This window comes from Pseudoalteromonas shioyasakiensis (assembly GCF_019134595.1).
GTDB classification, from domain to species: domain Bacteria; phylum Pseudomonadota; class Gammaproteobacteria; order Enterobacterales; family Alteromonadaceae; genus Pseudoalteromonas; species Pseudoalteromonas shioyasakiensis_A.
On record NZ_CP077771.1, the window covers coordinates 24,144 to 41,515 of the forward strand.

A 17,372-nucleotide genomic window follows, 5' to 3' on the forward strand; every position below is an offset into this window, starting at 1 on the left:
CGGCGTTGGCACAAAACTATGCTTTGCAAATGCAGCGTATTTCGACCGATGAAGGACTTACGCAAGGCAGTGTAACTAAAATCGTGCAAGATGATTTAGGCTTTATCTGGATTGGTACCTACCAAGGCTTAAATAGGTATGATGGTTATCAGGTAGCGCCTTTTGCTGGAGAGTACATGCTCGATCAGCGACAAATTACTACAATGCATAAAACTGACGACGGAAACATTTTCGTCAGCACTGAGTTTTCAGGTGCTTTTCTAATAGACCCAAAAACACTAAAAGTTGAAAAAATTTATTCTGGCAAACTAGATCCTGAAGATGTTTTCTTTTCGCCCATTTTAGCAATCACTGAAGACGATTACTTTTTTTACTTCGCTATTGCTCAGCACGTTTATTCATACAACAAGCAATCAAAAAAGTTTTTGCATGAGTTTTCTATCAATAAAGAAGAACATATTGTGCGAGCGCTCACCCTGCACGACAACTTTTTATATATCGGCACATCAAATGGGCTTTTCTCAAAAAACCTTGCAGATGATCATATTTCGCATATTCCGCTAACCGATAAATCTCAGGTCACCGAAGATAATAAAAACGTAAAATTTTTAAGGGTCGATGCGCAACTGGGCTTATTTGTTGGCACTGTAGAGGGCATGTTTGATATCCCTTTTAACGCTAACCGTTTACTGGCATTTGATAAAGTAAGGCTGTTAATCCCTAACTTAAATATTTGGGACTATTCTGTTAGCTCATTTGGTGAATATATCGTCACAGAAAAAGGATTGTTCGAATTTAATCGCCAAACAATGTCGGTTGAGTTCATCTTAAACTTTGAACAAAGTAAGTTTTTGATGTCCGACAATTCAATTCAAGATGTCATGATTGATAAAACAGGATTGCTGTGGCTTGCATCTCGTTCTCAAGGCGTTTTTACTTGGTCAACACTCGCAAGACGTTTTAAACATATTGAATTAAAAAATAACCAAGCTCGCTTCAATAATAATGTCTGGTCGGTATTACAAGATCAAAACAATACAGTTTGGATTGGTACAGATAATGGCTTAATGAAGTACAACCAAGTTACTAAAGATATTACACCATACCTAGTTAGCAACGATGAAAAAGCCTTTCATGGTGAGCATGGTATTTATGGTATTTCCGAGGCTAACATTGATGACAGCAACCGTTATCTGTGGTTAATGAAATACATAGGCCTTGCCTTGTTTGATAAACAAAAAGGTGAACTGGTGCCTATAAAAGGCAATTCTGAGGCCATGCACCTTATAAATTACGGCCCTAACTGGGGCTTTCGTGCTATGGGTAATGATCAATTTGCATTTTTAGATGAACAAAATTTTTATAAATACAATGGTAAAACAGGCGAACTTACCACTATTAAAGGATTAAAAGAACAAGTTGACCTAGTTAATGCCCATGCTTTTTTAAAGCCACTGCCTGATTATCCAGATGAGTATGTCTGGCAAATTGTACCGCTACAATGAGCAGACTCAAAAGTTAACACTGATATACCAAACAGAAAACTATAACCCTTTAGCGTTCACCACAATTGATGACTGGGTGATGGATTATAACAATACCCTTTGGCTTGGCTCGGCTGACGAAGGACTTATTGGCATAGATGCTAAAACTTACGAAGTTAAACACCGTATTAATATACAGTCGGGCTTAAAAGCTAAATCTGTTTTTGCATTGCAAATAGATCGTTTTGGCTTTTTATGGTTAGGCACTCAAAATGGACTTTATCGCCTTGACTTAAGCTCCTTAGAACTTGACCGTTACTTTATTCGCGATGGTTTAGCCGTTAATGAATTCAACATTGATGCCGACACCACCTTACATAACGGACAACTTGCATTTGGTAGTACCCGAGGCGTACTTTTACTTTCACCAGAAGACTTTTTATCGTCGCCTGTAGAGGCAGGTAATATAAATACCGAAATTACCAATGTATCTTTGCTTTCGCGAGAGCTTAACTACCATCCATATAAATATGTGAATACGCCTCTGCAGATCACCTATGATGATATGGGCTTAGCAGTAACCTTTTCTAACTTTGATACCATTAATAAAGATAAAACATCGTATCGAGTGACTCTTGATGGGCCAACCTCACTGCAATACGACAAGCTAACAACCAATGAGGTCTTTTTCACTAAATTACCGCCTGGTGATTATGTGTTATCAGTGTCGTCGTCAATCGAGTTAAGCGATGCTATATCAGCGTCTAGACAGCTAAGGTTCAACGTTGCACATGCACCTTGGTCATCCCCTGCGGCAAAAGCAAGTTATGTCATTATTGTATTGGCTATTTTGTTTTTTCTATTTTGGCAATACCGTGCTCGTCAGCAAATGATAGGCCGTGCGCATGCAGAAGCTGTAAAATCACAACAACAAACCGAACTCGCTTTAAGTAGTACTAAAAGTGGTGTTTGGGAGATTAACCTAGCAGAACAATTTTTAAGAACGACTCGCTTTTCTGCTGAACTGGGCTATGCCGAATATAAAGATGGTATAAACCTCAACAAGTTTGTGGGCTTAGTGCACCCGCACGATCGTAATAATGTAACTAGCCAGTGGCAACTATTTTGTAAGCAAACAAATAACCAACAATGGAATACCACTTACCGTTTAAAACATAAAAATGGTAGCTGGCTTTGGTATGAAGACATTGGTCGTATTGTTGCAACCGATGAAAACAACCGCCCATTAAAAATAACCGGTATTTATACCAATATTACTGAGCAACGCGCTAATGCCCAGCAAGCCAGTGTGCTCGGCGAAGCATTTGGGCAAATAAACGACTGGTTGCTAATTTTAGACAATCAACTCAAACCATTTTCTGCTAATGCCAGTTTTGGTGAAGCATTCGCCACGCCAAACAATGTTGCAGAGCTTACTAGTCGCGACTTTATTGCAGCCATAGGCCGTGCAAAATACCTTGAATATATAGACGTATTAAAAACACTTAAACCAAAGCAAAATTGGAAAACAGAGGCTGTCATTCGTACTTTAAAAAGCCCTGCACACCCAGTTCATATTAGTGTCACGGCTGTAGCCAAGGAAAACCAATCAATTAGTCATTATGTAATTGTAATTTCAGACTTAACAGAGCAAAAACGCGCTGAAGACGATTTGCGCTATTTAGCAAATTATGACCCGTTAACGGGCTTGCCTAACCGCTCCCTAATGCATACAAAAATTAGTAACTGTATAAATAACGCAAAAAAATACAATAAACTAGCTGCATTATTATTTATTGATTTAGATAAATTTAAGCCTGTAAATGATTCATTCGGTCATGCTGTCGGCGACCAATTACTTTGCGATATCACGCAAAGAGTAAGCCTAATGTTACCTGATAACGCCGTAATAGGCCGTCAAAGTGGCGATGAGTTTTTGGTTCTTATTAAAGATTTACACTCACCGCAAACACTAAGTGATCTCGTTAAAAAGCTCACTGAAGAACTGGCAAGCAAGGTTATAATTGACGACTTTTCAATCAACATTTCAGCGAGTGTTGGTGTCGCTCTTTACCCATTTGATGCGAAAACAGCAGATGATTTAATTAAAAATTCAGATATAGCCATGATGCACGCCAAGCAATCTGGCCGTAACAATTTTAAATATTTCACTGAGCAGATGAATAACCAGCTAACCAAAAAGCTGTTACTTGAAAATGCCTTGAAAGATGCGTTTAAAGACGATGAGTTATTTAATAACTATCAGCCTATTGTTAATGCTAAAACTAAAAAAATAAACGGCGTTGAGCTTTTAATGCGCTGGAAGAATGAGCAAGGTTTTGTATCACCTGCTGAGTTTATCCCTATTGCCGAAGAAATTGGTTTAATCGATGCGTTGACTGAGCAAGCACTTGATAGAGCATTAACAGAGCTGCTGCCAATGCTACGTGCTAACCCACAGTTTTATTTATCATTAAACTTGTCGCCAACGCATATTTTAAAATCAAACTTAACTGAACGCTTATTACTTATTTTGAATAATCACATGGTTAGGCCTGTGCAACTGCGCCTTGAAATTACAGAAAATACGCTTTTAGAAGATAAAGAAAAAGCTTCTAAACAGCTGCAAAAGCTTAAAAATGCTGGCTTTAAACTATTACTGGATGACTTTGGTACGGGTTATTCGTCACTGACTTACCTAAGTCAATTCCCGATTGATGTGATCAAAATTGACCAGAGCTTCGTGCGAAACATTGGCCAAGATAAAAGTAATGAGTCGATAATTAGAACCATCCATGCGTTGTCATCAAACTTAGGCTTATATTGTATTGCTGAAGGAGTTGAGACTAGCGAGCAAATCAGCTTCTTAACAGAGATGGGCTGCGAAGATTTACAAGGGTACTACTTCGCAAAACCCATGTTGGCCGATGATCTCATTGCAGAAAGCACGATTCAGGCAATCATTGATCGACTAAACGCGCTTTAAACCATTTATTTAAGCAGCGATAAAGCTCATCTTTATTAATGGGCTTCGAGATAAAGTCATCCATGCCAGCTACAAGGCAGCGCTTTTGGTCCTCTTCAAAGGCGTTCGCCGTAATAGCAATAATGATAGCTTCGCCATACAGCGCAGGGTTCTGTTTTATTTCTTGTGTACACTGATAGCCATCCATTTGGGGCATTTGGCAGTCCATCAATATAATATCTGCCGTAAAGCTTTTAAGCTCTTCAAGTGCCTGTAAGCCATCGTTTGCCTTTTTGATAGTACACTGGGTGTCTTGCATCATTTTATGCAGCACGATTTGATTTACAGGGTTATCTTCAACAATTAATACATTTATGCCACTAAGTGTTGGCTTGTCTGTACTTTGTTCTGCCGTTTCTTCTGCATCGCTTACCGTCGCAGGGATAGCAACAGTAAACTCACTGCCCTCACCTTCTTGGCTCACCAAAGAAAGCTCTCCATCCATCAACTCTATAATGCGTTTACTAATGGTTAGCCCAAGCCCAGTACCACCATATTTACGGGTGGTCGATATATCGGCTTGAGTGAACTCTGTAAACAATTTAGCCTGCTGATCTGCAGAAATACCAATACCTGTATCGCGAATTTTTATTGCTAGTGCACCATTAACCATTTGGCATTGCATGTTTATTTCACCAGACTCAGTAAATTTACCCGCGTTACTCAAAATATTATTGATTACTTGGCTAAACCTCAGTGGATCTAGGCGGATATACTCAGGTATGTCCTTTGCTATGCTCAAGTTAAATTCGACACCCGTTTTCACACTGGTATTGCTAAATACTTTTGCTAATTGTTGCAGTAAGGCCTTAATATCAACGGCGCGGCTTTCTAATTTAAGTGCCCCCGCTTCAATTTTCGAAAAATCTAAAATGTCATTTAAAATCAATAGCAGGTTATTGGCACTTTGGTGGATCATCGCCAGCTCATCGCGCTCAGTTTCGGGCAGTTTAGGGTTTTCTAATAGCAGTTGAGTCATGCCTAAAATACCATTAAGCGGGGTACGGATTTCATGGCTCATATTCGCTAAAAATTGCGACTTAGTACGGTTGGCTTGATTCGCAATGCGAACAGCTTCGACTAGCTCATTAGTTTTATCATTAACTTGTTGCTCGAGCTGGGCATTAAAATCGGTCAGTTTGTTATTCAACACTTCGTTTTCGTGATTAGCTTGATGCAAGCGATTAAAATTAAGCGCTAGCTTATTAGCTAAACTCGAAAACTGCGACTGCAAACGACTCACTTCTAGCCAAGTTTCTGGTAAGTCGGTATCTGTGATTGCCCGCTCAGGTTCAAATTTGTCGATTTGTTCAGCTAACTTTTCGATAGGAGTAATTAACCAGCGACTTAATTGCGTGATAAACACACTGGTTAATAAAATAATAAACAATATCATCACTAATGACTGACCCCACGCACTCACCGCAACATTGTTGGCATGTTTGCGGTTGAGCATGGTCATTACAATCCAGTTATGCTCTGCTGAGCGAGCTTCTCTGGCGTAAAATTGTTGCTCGTTCTCAACATCAAACATTTTAAAGCGTGCTTCGTCTGCAAACGAATCTATTTCTTCATCTGTTAATTGTTGTAGCTCTTTGAAGTCATCTAATGTGCTAAATACCACTTTATTGCTAGCATCTAAAATCAATAACTCACCTTGATGAGTAAATAGACTGGGCCTGAGGCCTGCAAAATAATCAAACATCAGTGAGCCTTCAACGACGCCAGTAAAGGTATCTTCAATATAAATCGGTGCTGATACTGCAACTATGGGTAAAGAGCCAAAACCACGACCTTTAAATATTGTTGAGATATAACCAAGCTCATTATTAGGTGCATTTATAAAGTAATCTCTATCTGCCACATTGGCGCGAATGTTTGATTGCTGCAAACTAATCGCTAACGATTGTGGATAAAAGTGAGTGACATCAGCAAGAGCATCAGCAATGATCTGTGTTCTAAAATCAGGGTATAGGTTGGCCATATTCTCAAGAGCAACTTGAGGCGGAACACCATTTGCGATACTTCTAGCGGTGAGTACCACCCCTTTTTTATTATGATCGAGGTGGGCATCAATTGTGCGTGCAATTTCTTTGGCTTTTTCTTTTAACTGCGCATTTATCTCATACTCAATACGTGCATAATAGTTATTGGTCAGTACTACGGAAGTCAATATGACTACTAACACAACCAATAAAGTCACAACATAATTGAGTATTTTATAGAGCGACGAATAATGTTTATGCCACGAATAGCGACTAAAGAAAAAGCTCAGTAAATCAATAACAGATAAGTAAATTGCCGCATTTAAGCAGTATTTAGCAAGTGCAATGGCAACCGTTAGAATTGGTAAACCTAAAAAGAAATGGCCAAAACTCCAAAGTAGTGGCAGGCCTATTACCAGCCAAAACAGCATGCCTCTTAAAAAAACAGGGCGTGATTTCGATAAACAAAAAAGCTGTAAACAGATAAGCTCAAGTGCAAACACAATGGACGGCCAAGCATGCCCCCATCGGTAAAAAATAAACCCTGTACTTACAATAAACGTGATAATTGCAAACCGCCATCCAAGTAGCAGCAAGCTTAAGATCACAAAAAACTGCCCTAGCAGAAATTCTGAGCTATCTAAAAACCAAATTGGTAGTAAATTAACAACTCCCGCAATACAACCAAGCAGTACTGCGGCTAAAAAGTTGAAATATGAAGGTTTATTTTGAAGCAAAAAAGGTATCCTAACTTCATAGAGATACCTTTAAATTAAAAGAAAATTAAACATTTTGCCACTTTAATTAACATGATGGCATTCATGACTTTCTATTTGCAGCACACTTTTTCCAATTTTAAAGCGCGATTGCAATAGTTTTTCGACCTTTAAGCGACAAGCTTCGTCATGCTTTTCAACGGTACAATGCTGTTTTAAAACAACGTGCGCGCCAACAATAATGTCTTTGTCTTGGCGCATTACCGTAACATTGTGGACATTTTCTACGTGCTCAACAGAGGCAATACTTTGTTCAATATCAGCTACATTCGGCAGCTTACTTCTGTTTTCAAGCAAACCTTGAATACAACGAATGATCACTTTTACCCCAGTAAACAAAACAAAGGTAGCAATCAACATACTCGAAATAATATCGATTTCTGCCCAGCCAGTTAAGTAAATTAAAATACCAGCGAAGAAGGTTGAAACCGTTGAAATCAAATCAAAAAACGAGTGTAAAAACACCGCATAAACGTTAATACTGGCTTTACGTCCTTTGTATAACACCCATGCTGCAGCACCATGAAATAAAAAGCCAATAGCTGAAATGACCGACATCAGATAGCTATTGATTTGTAAATCATGGCCATCGCTATGGTGAAAGTAACGTTCCCCCCCCTCATAAAGGATAATCAAGCTAATACTTAAATATAAGATGCCATTGATCAAGCCACCGGTAAGCTCTGCGCGCTGGTAGCCATCATTGAAGTTTTTTGCGAAATATATCGCCATGCTTGAGGCAATAAGCGCGATGAATAAAGAACTGTTATGAACAAACAAATGCCCAGCATCAGCAAGTACAGCAAGCGAATTCGAATAATAGGCGCCAATAACCTGTATCACCATAAACGAGCACGTTATGGCCAAGGCAATCAACAAGCGGCGTCTAGATGCTTGGTGTGTTGTAATATCTGTCATGAAGAAGTGAAATACCTATCAGCTGGAAATGCGGTAATGATATAAAGTCTCAATTGTAATACGCAGCGCACTTAAACGCACTAAAAACTTAGTTAATAGTCCCTTTTTGAAAGTTTTTTGCACGATGTGTTACTAATAAGAAAGGAATTAGCAGCAAACAAGTAAACTAAAACACTCACTTGTAAGCTAAAACACAGTAAGGCGTTAACAACACGTGTTGTTAACGTCTTTTACTCGAGGCTGATTTAAAAAGCAGGCAATTAAACTTTAAACTGACTTACTAAATCTTTAAGGTGCTGAGCACGGGATAATAAGCTTTGCGTACCACGCTGTTGTTGTTCAGCGTTATCATGTATTTGCATTGCACTGTCTGAAATATCATGAGCCGACTGATTGATATGCTCAACCACCGTGCCCTGCTCTTCTGTCGCTGCAGCAACTTGGTGATTGCCTTGGCTTATAATTTCAAACTTCTGCTGTATAGACTGAAGTGCAGACACTGCAACGTGCGTAAGTTCTGTGACCTTTTGACTACTTTGCGTACCTTCGGCAATCGCTTCTTGTGATTGCAATGATGAGCTTTGTAAACGCGAAATCTGTTCCCTAATTTCAGACGTTGATGTTTGCGTACGCTGTGCAAGTGAACGCACTTCGTCTGCGACGACCGCAAAACCACGGCCTTGCTCACCCGCTCTTGCCGCTTCAATTGCCGCATTAAGTGCCAATAAGTTAGTTTGTTCTGAAATTGCATTGATCACTTCAACAACCGAATTGATCTCAGCGGCTTGATTAGCAAACTCACCGATACTTTTATCAACCATGATCAAAATGTCATTCAGTTCATTCATGGTTTGCGCTGTGGCAGCCATACTTTGATTGGTTTGCACGGTTTCTCGTACCGCTTCTTCTGTGTCGCTTGCTGTACGATGAGCAATATCAGACACCTCGTTAATTGTTTGCCCCATTTCTGTAATCGCAGTGGCAACTTGATCGGTTTGCGCCCGCTGATCTTCGGTAGCAACAAAGGTTTTGTTGGCAAAGTTCGCAAGATCGTCAATCCCCTCTCGCATCGCTTGCTCGGTGACACTGATTTCATCTACCAGCTCGGCTACTTTACCAATAATGGCATTAAAACCCTTAGCAAGATGACCCAGCTCATTATCAACACTGTCATCTAAACGTTTTGTTAAGTCACCGCCGTGACCTGCCATGCCCAGTAGTTCGTCACCAACACTACGTATTTTCTTACTTAGCCAATTAGCAAAATAAAGTGTTAACACCAAAAAGATACTCGCAAGCACGACACTCACAATAATCGACATCCACACTACTGCATTAATCGCGCTTGATATTTCTTGCTTAGGCTGAACCGCTACAAGAGTAAGGCCCGTTCCTTCAATTGGCATAACCCCAGCGTAAACATCTTCATCTGCGAGCTCGACTTGCGATAGAGTAAAGCCAGTATGTTTACTACTCAAAAAGCTTTGTAATGCGCTTAATGAAGAGACGCTTGTGACTTGTTTACCAATATAAGCATCATTTGCGTGTGCAATAATTCGCTTGCTGTCATCAATTAAAAATAAATACCCTTGCTCGCCAATTTTACGCGACGTAACAATGCTAGAAATATCTGAAATATCGTAACCAAGGCCTGCAACACCAAGGCGTTGCCCTGCAATTTCAACCAAGGTGTTAACGTATAAAGTGAGGTGTCCTCCCTGCTCACTCACATCTAAAGCGAGCGCCTGGCGTTTATTTGAACTAATAAAATCAAAAAACCAACTGTCTCTTGGCTCACTTTGTGAGATTGATTTGAAAAAGCCGTCTTGCGTGTAATAGCTCATTGAGTTTTTGCTTACCCAAAACACCGATGAAGCACCGCTTTTTCTTTGTAAGTCAGCAAAGTACGACATAACACGTTGATGAATTGGCGAGTTTTTCTCACCTTCGGTCATCCACGTATGCAGAATTTGGTTTTCAGCTAACGACTGTGACACAGAAATCGGATAACGCATTTGAGCGTCAATTTCGGCAGCAACTTTACCCACCGCATCAGGCAATAATTGCTTTTCTGTTTGTTGGTAATAAAGCCGAGAGAATTGGCTGGTATTGATTAAGGCGCTAACCACAGTGACAACAAACAATGCAATTAACACAAAACTAATAAAAATAGTGCGCAGCGACAGGTTTCGCATTCAGCAGGCCTCATACTTAATAGTGGAGTTTTGGTTTTAGATCATCCTTGCGTCCTACCCATAATTTTAGGTAACAAGTCTGTGTTAAGCAATTGCTATTTAAGCTTTTACTATTGTTTTTGTATGAATAATTATCAAACTCAAACATAATAGGTACAGATACCAACCTGTACCTTTTTATTATTTAAAATAACAACTACAAACGCTTCACTGAATAAAATAGCGCTTATTATGACCCTGCTATTATTGCCATTTTTTGCCTGTACACTTTTGGCGACATGCCATACCAGCGATGAAATGCATGATGAAATGCACTAATTTCAGAGTATCCACATAAAAAGGCTATTTCTGTGACAGAGAGATCTGTTTCTTTTAACAACGAAACACTTTTTTGCTGTCTTAAACTTGCCAATTCTTTACTAAAACTTGTGCCCTCTTTTGCAAGACGGCGCTGCAGCGTTTTTTCACTCATATTAAGTGCTTTTGCCATTGCTTTACTGGTTGTTTGCCCTTGAATTAAATGCTCTTCAAGCAAAATTCTCAATACCTGCGTCACATTCGTTTGCGTCACTAGTTTAATCTGGCTTGATAACACAGGTTCACTATCGGTATTTTCGCTAAAAAACAGGCTGTGGGTCGTTGCGCCGTATTCAATTTTGCAATTAAAGTGCGCATTAATCTCACTGTGTGGTTCTTTACGTTGCAAGCAAATTCGCGTTGGGTGCCAATCTTTTCCCTTAACAGTGCGCGCTATTTTTACACAAAAAGCCATGGGCGCTTCGTAGCTTAGCAGTGACATATCCCGCTCCCCATCACTAAAGTTAAAGCGAAGTTCATACTCACTACCGTGATCGATAAGTGACACATTATGTGTATCACCCATCAATTTTTGATAACGCAATATCAACCGAAAAGCACTCAATAACTGTGTTGACTGAATAATAGCCATACCAACTACCGGAATAGCACGTACATTCATGTTACTGCCAACATAAAGACCTAAATGGGTGTTTGGCAACATCGCTTGCGCCTGCTTCCAAAGCATACTGACACTGGCCTGTGGGTATCGGGCTGTTTGGCTACTTAATTCTGCTAAAGGAATATTTGCCGCTGCAAACAACTCATTAATTGGTAAGCCCTGCCATTTAAACGACTCAGCCATAGCACGAAGCCACCAGCTTGATAAGGTTCTCATGAGTGTCCTAAATAAACAATTTAATGACCTATATTATCAAGTAAATAAAAGAATAAAAGCCTATTGTTAACCTGTAATTAACAACGGAGACAACAATATGGGCACTGTAGCAAGTAAACGCGAGTTCGCGAGCTTTAAAGAGTTTTACCCCTATTACTTACAAGAACACAAAAATAAAGTCTGTCGACGCTTACATTTCATTGGCAGTTGGATTGTTTTGGCTATTTTGTTTGCAGCTATTTATCAGCAACAATATAGCTGGTTAATTTTATGCCCTGTTGTGGGCTATGGCTTTGCTTGGGTAGGTCATTTCTTTTTTGAAAAAAATCGCCCCGCTACTTTTACGCACCCTTTTTATAGCTTTATTGGTGATTGGGTCATGTTTAAAGACATTATTATTCGCAAAGTACCATTTTAGGAAAACACCATGACCATGAAACACACAGTATCAGAACAAGAATGGCAAGCCCGTGTTGAGCTTGCTGCCGCGTATCGACTAGTCGCTTTATATGGTTGGGATGATTTAATTTTTACCCATATTTCAATGCGCGTTCCCGGTACAGACAACGAATTTTTGATTAACCCGTATGGCATGATGTTTCACGAAATTACAGCATCAAGTCTTATCAAAGTAGATCAACAGTGTAATAAGCTGCATGACAGCGAATACCCAGTTAACCCTGCGGGGTTTAATATCCATAGCTGTATTCATATGGCGCGTGATGATGCCCATTGTGTTATTCATACCCACTCACTCAATGGCACGGCAGTGTCCGCAAACAAAGACGGCTTATTGCCTATCTCTCAGCAAGCTGTTGTTGTGCACTCAGGTCTGGGTTATCACGACTACGAAGGCATTGCCCTTAATCCTGCAGAGCAAGACCGTTTAGTGAATGATCTAGGTTCTAATAACTTTTTAATGCTACGCAATCATGGCCTATTAACAGTGGGTAAAACGGTCGCTGATGCATTTTTGTTTATGTATGTTTTTGAAGCTGCATGCGCTGTACAAACTCGTACTTCACAAAATATCGAGCAACTCGTACAAGTACCTAGCGCGATTATTGAGGGTATCAAAGGGCAAACTGAGGTTGCTACAAAGGGACTGGGTGGCGCAATTGCTTGGCCTGCCTTACTGCGCTTACTCGACAATAAAAGTCCGGGTTACGATCAATAAGGATATACCATGCAAATTGATATCATGACTAAAATAGTGCTGCCTTTAGCACTATTTATCATCATGTTTGGCATGGGGTTAGGGCTTAAAAAGCAAGACTTTGGGGCATTATTTATTAGCCCCAAAGCACTTTCAATAGGCTTAAGCTGCCAACTACTGTTATTGCCAAGCGTTGCGTTTTTATTAGCAATGAGTTTTACCCTAACCCCAGAGCTAGCTATAGGCTTGATTTTAGTGGCTTGTTGCCCGGGTGGTGTGACTTCAAACCTCTATACCTATTTATTCAAAGGGGATGTTGCGCTGTCAATAAGCCTAACAACACTAGCCACCTTTATCTCACCCTTTACTTTGCCACTGATTATGCATTTTGCCATGCAAACATTGAGTGTACCGGGCCACGAATTTGCTTTACCAGTGATTAAAACCATAGTGCAAATGCTGATGATAACGGTACTTCCTGTCTGCTTGGGGATGATATTCAATCACTATAAACCCCATCTGAGCTTGAAAATAGAACCCTTTATCCGTCGTTTTTCGAGTGTATTCTTAATTGTGATAGTGCTTAGCATTATTCATAAAAATGCCGACCAAATGCTGAGCTTTTTCGCGACCAGTGGCATTGCAACGCTGACATTGAACCTTAGCACACTGTTACTTGGGCTGTTTTTTGCAAAAATATCGGGCTTAGATCACAAACAACAAATGAGCATTGCGGTTGAAGTTGGGCTACAAAATGGCACCCTTGCCATTTTAATTGCAAGCACCTTAATCAATAATGCCACTATGGCAATTCCTGGGGCAACCTATAGCTTATCAATGTTTATAACAGGTTATATTTTCTGTCGCTTATTTAGCGCGCATCATACAAAACACCTTGCCATTCTCAACAAGGCATAAAAGCCAAAAGTAATGACTAAAAACAAGGATGTTTTTAATCACACATAAATCACAAAATAATAGAAAACAGCTAAAAATTGAGATAAGCAAACGACCCCAAAGCAAACTTACTAACAAAGTTCATCACCCATCATCACTATTAATTTCTTATTTGCTTTTCAGAACTATACCTTAATTATTAGTTATAACTTTAGCCTTGTGGTCAGTCTTGTCTAATAAGATATTTTCGTTCACTATCAATTTATGGCTTGTTATATAGGGACATATTGTGGCCGAACTTAATAACACTAAACTGCCCGTTCATGTTGCGGAATTAAAGTTTGCACTTGATAACGTACCCGCATACGTTTACATAAAAAATGAGCTCGGGCATTACGTTTATGCTAATAAGCTTACCTTGGGTTTATTTGCTTGCTCTGAGCAAGAATTACAGTATAAAAGTGATGTGGACTTTTTCCCGGTTCCTGACGTAAAAAAGCTAGCAAAAATAGACAAGCGGGTGCTCAGCGGTGAGCGTACCCGTGAAGAAGTTGAGCTTACCTTTCCCGACAGACACCAATATGTTTTCTGGGAAGTGAAAACCCCTATTATTTGCGACACAGAGCCTAACAAAGTCATCGGCATTTTAGGTATTGCAACAGACATTACCGAACGAAAACACCTTGAAGAACAACTCCTCTACGCAGCCTCCACCGACCCGCTAACTGAACTTTTAAACCGCCGCTATTTTTATATTCGCTTATCGCTTGCGTTACAAATGAGCAAGCGCGACCAAAACTATGGTGCAGTAATATTTATCGACCTTAATAAGTTTAAAAAATTAAACGATCAATATGGCCACAATACCGGCGACGCTTATCTTGTTGAGATTGCTGAAAGAATGAAAACAGTTGTGCGCGAAAAAGACTGTTTAGCCCGCATTGGTGGCGATGAGTTTGTTGTATTACTTGAAGGGCTAAGCCGAAATGAGCAAACAGCCAAACAAAATGCCTATCGCGTTGCCGATAAACTGCAAACAGCCATCGAAGTTGAGTTTATTCACCAAGATCTTAACTATAAGGGCTCAGCCAGTATCGGCGTCACCATGTTTTTAGGTACACAAAAAACAGCCGATGAAATTGTGGCGCAAGCAGATCAACACATGTATTTGATAAAACATGCACTGAATTATTAATACAATGCATAAAGAATAAGACTGCACTTAAATAGGTAACGATTACAAATCATTAGCGTGCTTTGCTTTGTGGTGGTAATCTGAACGGTGAAAAATAATATTAATTGTATTAAGGAAAGTACATGGATCCCATTTCTAGCATTTTAGACCTGTTGTTAAATGTAGAAGTCTTTATTCTAATTTTTGTTTTAGTGCTACTAAAAAGTAGCGTTAAATTTGTGCCGCAAAATCGTGCCTGGTTAATCGAGCGTTTTGGTAAGTACCATTCAACCAAAGAAGCTGGCTTAAACTTTATTGTGCCATTTATCGACCGTATTGCCGCTGATCGCAGTTTAAAAGAACAAGCGCAAGATGTGCCTTCGCAGTCTGCTATCACAAAAGATAATATCTCGCTTATCGTCGATGGTGTTCTATATTTCCGCGTGCTTGACCCGTATAAAGCCACGTATGGTGTTGATGACTATGTATTTGCGGTTACTCAGCTATCGCAAACAACGATGCGTTCTGAACTTGGTAAAATGGAACTAGATAAAACCTTTGAAGAGCGTGATATGTTAAACACCAACATAGTTACTGCGATTAACCAAGCTTCTGAGCCTTGGGGTATTCAAGTTTTACGTTACGAAATTAAAGATATTGTGCCACCTAATTCTGTAATGGAAGCGATGGAAGCACAAATGAAAGCTGAACGTGTAAAACGTGCACAAATTTTAGAATCAGAAGGTGATCGTCAATCTGCCATCAACGTGGCAGAAGGTAAAAAGCAAGCGCAAGTCCTTGCTGCCGAAGCTGAAAAAGCCGAGCAAATTTTACGCGCTGAAGGTGAAGCTAAAGCGATTATCGCCGTTGCTGAAGCACAAGCTGATGCACTACGTAAAGTAGGTGAAGCCGCCGATACAGAGCAAGGCCAAAAAGCAATTCAACTCGACCTTGCCACTAAAGCCATTGCTGCTAAAGAAGCCATTGCTCGTGAGTCATCTGTGATATTACTTCCTGAAAGTGGTACTGACGCAAGCTCGCTTGTAGCTCAAGGTATGTCTATTATTAACTCTTTGAATAAAAAGCAACAAAGTTAGGTGAGCTGATGGCATTTTTAGATACCCATTTAGCCGAAGCACTGATGATTATAGGTGTTATCGCGCTAATTGTTGAAGTTGCTGTACTGGGTATGAGTACCTATGTATTACTGTTTTTAGGCTTATCTTTATTTGCCAGTGGCTTACTAATGAATATAGGTCTACTTGATACGAGTTACACTACCGCGCTTTGGAGCAATATTGTGTTTACTCTTGGTTTTGCACTCGTGCTTTGGAAACCACTCAAACGCATGCAAGATAAAACCGATACTAAGCCGATACACAGTGATTTTGCTGAGCTTACCTTTGTCGTTAACGCTGATGTTGATGATAAAGGGTTAACCACGCATCAGTATTCGGGTATTACCTGGCAATTAAAAAGTCAGTCTCCCATTGCGGCCGGTAGCACAGTAAAAGTCACCGACAAACAAGTTGGTGTACTTTGGGTAGAGGCGGTATAACTCAGCAAGCGTCAAACTTCACTTAGAGTCAAAACTCTATTTAGTTTTGTAACCGTGTTTGCTATGGTTAGCAGCACTCACGGTTACAAGCAAGGTTGCGAAAATGAACAATAATAAGGCACTCGTTGTAGAAGGTGGTGCAATGCGTGGCATTTTTGCCACTGGCGTACTGGATGCTTTTATTCAGGCTAATTACCAACCTTTTAATCAATGCTACGGTGTTTCTGCCGGAGCCACTAACATTGCCGCCTATTTGTGCGCCCAATACAAACGTAACCATGCTGTGATTACCGATTACTCTTGCCGACCAGAGTTCATCGATTTTGTTCGGTTTATTAAAGGTGGCCACCTGTTTGATTTAGACTGGCTGTGGCAAGAAACCATCCGTGATATTCGCCTAGATCTCGACACCTTCGAAAAACAAGCCAGTGAGTTTTATATAGTCACAACCAATATACAAACTGGGCAGGCAGAGTACTTAAAAGCAAGTGCAACTCATCTTGAACAGCAATTAAAAGCCTCATGTGCGCTGCCGATTGCTTATCGAGAATTTCCCGTTATCAACAATTTGCAACTCACTGATGGCGGCGTGGCAGATTCTATTCCTATTCGTAAAGCATACGAGATGGGTAATAAAGAAATCACCGTTATTTTATCTCAGCCCCTTGGTTATAAGAAAAAGCCATCAAAAGCGCCTTGGTTCGTTAAACGTCTTTATAAAAACACCCCGGCATTAGCAGAAGCCACCTTAAGACGCGCAGAAAATTACAATCAAAGCATTGATTTTATTACCAACCCGCCAAGCGATTGTAAAATTGATATTATTGCACCGCCACCCAACTTTGCTGTTGGTCGAACAACAAAATCATTTGAAAAACTCAGTGCGGGCTATGAAATGGGTTTAAATGCTGGTTCACACTTTTTAACTCAAGTCGCCTAAGCTAACGCTTTAAAAATAGGAACAATTTTTAAGCGTTTTCGATGTCATTGGCTATACTTTAAAGAGTTA

13 protein-coding genes are annotated in these 17,372 nt (G+C 40.0%); 9 read left to right on the plus strand and 4 right to left on the minus strand.

The window, feature by feature from the left end; translation table 11 throughout:
* Positions 1-29: 29 nt before the first annotated feature.
* Both KQP93_RS21530 and KQP93_RS17685 read left to right on the plus strand, forming a co-directional pair.
* The gene (locus KQP93_RS21530) at positions 30-1,505 is read left to right on the plus strand and encodes a ligand-binding sensor domain-containing protein (protein WP_254907767.1); all 1,476 of its coding nucleotides are present in this window, start codon (positions 30-32) and stop codon (positions 1,503-1,505) included.
* A complete protein-coding gene (locus tag KQP93_RS17685; RefSeq protein WP_254907768.1) occupies positions 1,477-4,470 on the plus strand; it encodes an EAL domain-containing protein in 2,994 nt (997 codons plus the stop codon). Before KQP93_RS21530 ends, KQP93_RS17685 begins: the two co-directional genes overlap by 29 nt.
* Here KQP93_RS17685 and KQP93_RS17690 read toward each other — a convergent pair.
* The 4 genes from KQP93_RS17690 to KQP93_RS17705 form a co-directional block, all read right to left on the minus strand.
* Positions 4,445-7,231, minus strand: coding sequence for a response regulator (locus tag KQP93_RS17690; protein WP_254907769.1), 2,787 nt, complete (start codon positions 7,229-7,231; stop codon positions 4,445-4,447). The genes KQP93_RS17685 and KQP93_RS17690 overlap by 26 nt on opposite strands.
* 63 nt (positions 7,232-7,294) lie before the next feature.
* The gene (locus KQP93_RS17695; RefSeq protein ID WP_217877166.1) at positions 7,295-8,188 is read right to left on the minus strand and encodes a cation diffusion facilitator family transporter; all 894 of its coding nucleotides are present in this window, start codon (positions 8,186-8,188) and stop codon (positions 7,295-7,297) included.
* 260 nt (positions 8,189-8,448) lie between these two features.
* A complete protein-coding gene (locus tag KQP93_RS17700; protein ID WP_217877167.1) occupies positions 8,449-10,383 on the minus strand; it encodes a methyl-accepting chemotaxis protein in 1,935 nt (644 codons plus the stop codon).
* A gap of 229 nt (positions 10,384-10,612) precedes the next feature.
* Complete coding sequence (locus KQP93_RS17705) at positions 10,613-11,578, minus strand: AraC family transcriptional regulator (RefSeq protein WP_217877168.1); 966 nt, start codon at positions 11,576-11,578, stop codon at positions 10,613-10,615.
* A gap of 97 nt (positions 11,579-11,675) precedes the next feature.
* Here KQP93_RS17705 and KQP93_RS17710 point away from each other — a divergent pair, with 97 nt between their 5' ends.
* From KQP93_RS17710 to KQP93_RS17740, 7 genes are all read left to right on the plus strand, one after another.
* Positions 11,676-11,996 carry a DUF962 domain-containing protein gene (locus tag KQP93_RS17710; RefSeq protein ID WP_054562470.1) on the plus strand — a complete coding sequence of 107 codons (321 nt, stop codon included), beginning with the start codon at positions 11,676-11,678 and terminating at the stop codon, positions 11,994-11,996.
* Positions 11,997-12,005: 9 nt separating this feature from the next.
* On the plus strand, positions 12,006-12,755 hold the full coding sequence (locus KQP93_RS17715; RefSeq protein WP_274168085.1) for a class II aldolase/adducin family protein: 750 nt from the start codon (positions 12,006-12,008) through the stop codon (positions 12,753-12,755).
* A gap of 9 nt (positions 12,756-12,764) precedes the next feature.
* On the plus strand, positions 12,765-13,652 hold the full coding sequence (locus KQP93_RS17720; protein ID WP_217877169.1) for a bile acid:sodium symporter family protein: 888 nt from the start codon (positions 12,765-12,767) through the stop codon (positions 13,650-13,652).
* A 268-nt stretch (positions 13,653-13,920) separates the two neighbouring features.
* Positions 13,921-14,826: a sensor domain-containing diguanylate cyclase gene (locus tag KQP93_RS17725; RefSeq protein ID WP_217877170.1), complete on the plus strand. Its 906-nt coding sequence runs from the start codon at positions 13,921-13,923 to the stop codon at positions 14,824-14,826.
* Positions 14,827-14,948: 122 nt separating this feature from the next.
* A complete protein-coding gene (locus tag KQP93_RS17730; RefSeq protein ID WP_217877171.1) occupies positions 14,949-15,902 on the plus strand; it encodes an SPFH domain-containing protein in 954 nt (317 codons plus the stop codon).
* 8 nt (positions 15,903-15,910) lie between these two features.
* A complete protein-coding gene (locus KQP93_RS17735) occupies positions 15,911-16,363 on the plus strand; it encodes an NfeD family protein (RefSeq protein ID WP_054562474.1) in 453 nt (150 codons plus the stop codon).
* A 103-nt stretch (positions 16,364-16,466) separates the two neighbouring features.
* The gene (locus KQP93_RS17740; RefSeq protein WP_217877172.1) at positions 16,467-17,303 is read left to right on the plus strand and encodes a patatin-like phospholipase family protein; all 837 of its coding nucleotides are present in this window, start codon (positions 16,467-16,469) and stop codon (positions 17,301-17,303) included.
* The last annotated feature ends 69 nt before the right edge of the window (positions 17,304-17,372 follow it).

Coding starts and splice junctions, on each gene's coding strand:
- KQP93_RS21530 (WP_254907767.1), top strand. CDS start 30: ATGCAGCGTATTTCGACCGATGAAGGACTTACGCAAGGCAGTGTAACT.
- KQP93_RS17685 (WP_254907768.1), top strand. CDS start 1,477: ATGTCTGGCAAATTGTACCGCTACAATGAGCAGACTCAAAAGTTAACA.
- KQP93_RS17695 (WP_217877166.1), bottom strand. CDS start 8,188: ATGACAGATATTACAACACACCAAGCATCTAGACGCCGCTTGTTGATT.
- KQP93_RS17700 (WP_217877167.1), bottom strand. CDS start 10,383: ATGCGAAACCTGTCGCTGCGCACTATTTTTATTAGTTTTGTGTTAATT.
- KQP93_RS17705 (WP_217877168.1), bottom strand. CDS start 11,578: ATGAGAACCTTATCAAGCTGGTGGCTTCGTGCTATGGCTGAGTCGTTT.
- KQP93_RS17710 (WP_054562470.1), top strand. CDS start 11,676: ATGGGCACTGTAGCAAGTAAACGCGAGTTCGCGAGCTTTAAAGAGTTT.
- KQP93_RS17715 (WP_274168085.1), top strand. CDS start 12,006: ATGACCATGAAACACACAGTATCAGAACAAGAATGGCAAGCCCGTGTT.
- KQP93_RS17720 (WP_217877169.1), top strand. CDS start 12,765: ATGCAAATTGATATCATGACTAAAATAGTGCTGCCTTTAGCACTATTT.
- KQP93_RS17730 (WP_217877171.1), top strand. CDS start 14,949: ATGGATCCCATTTCTAGCATTTTAGACCTGTTGTTAAATGTAGAAGTC.
- KQP93_RS17735 (WP_054562474.1), top strand. CDS start 15,911: ATGGCATTTTTAGATACCCATTTAGCCGAAGCACTGATGATTATAGGT.
- KQP93_RS17740 (WP_217877172.1), top strand. CDS start 16,467: ATGAACAATAATAAGGCACTCGTTGTAGAAGGTGGTGCAATGCGTGGC.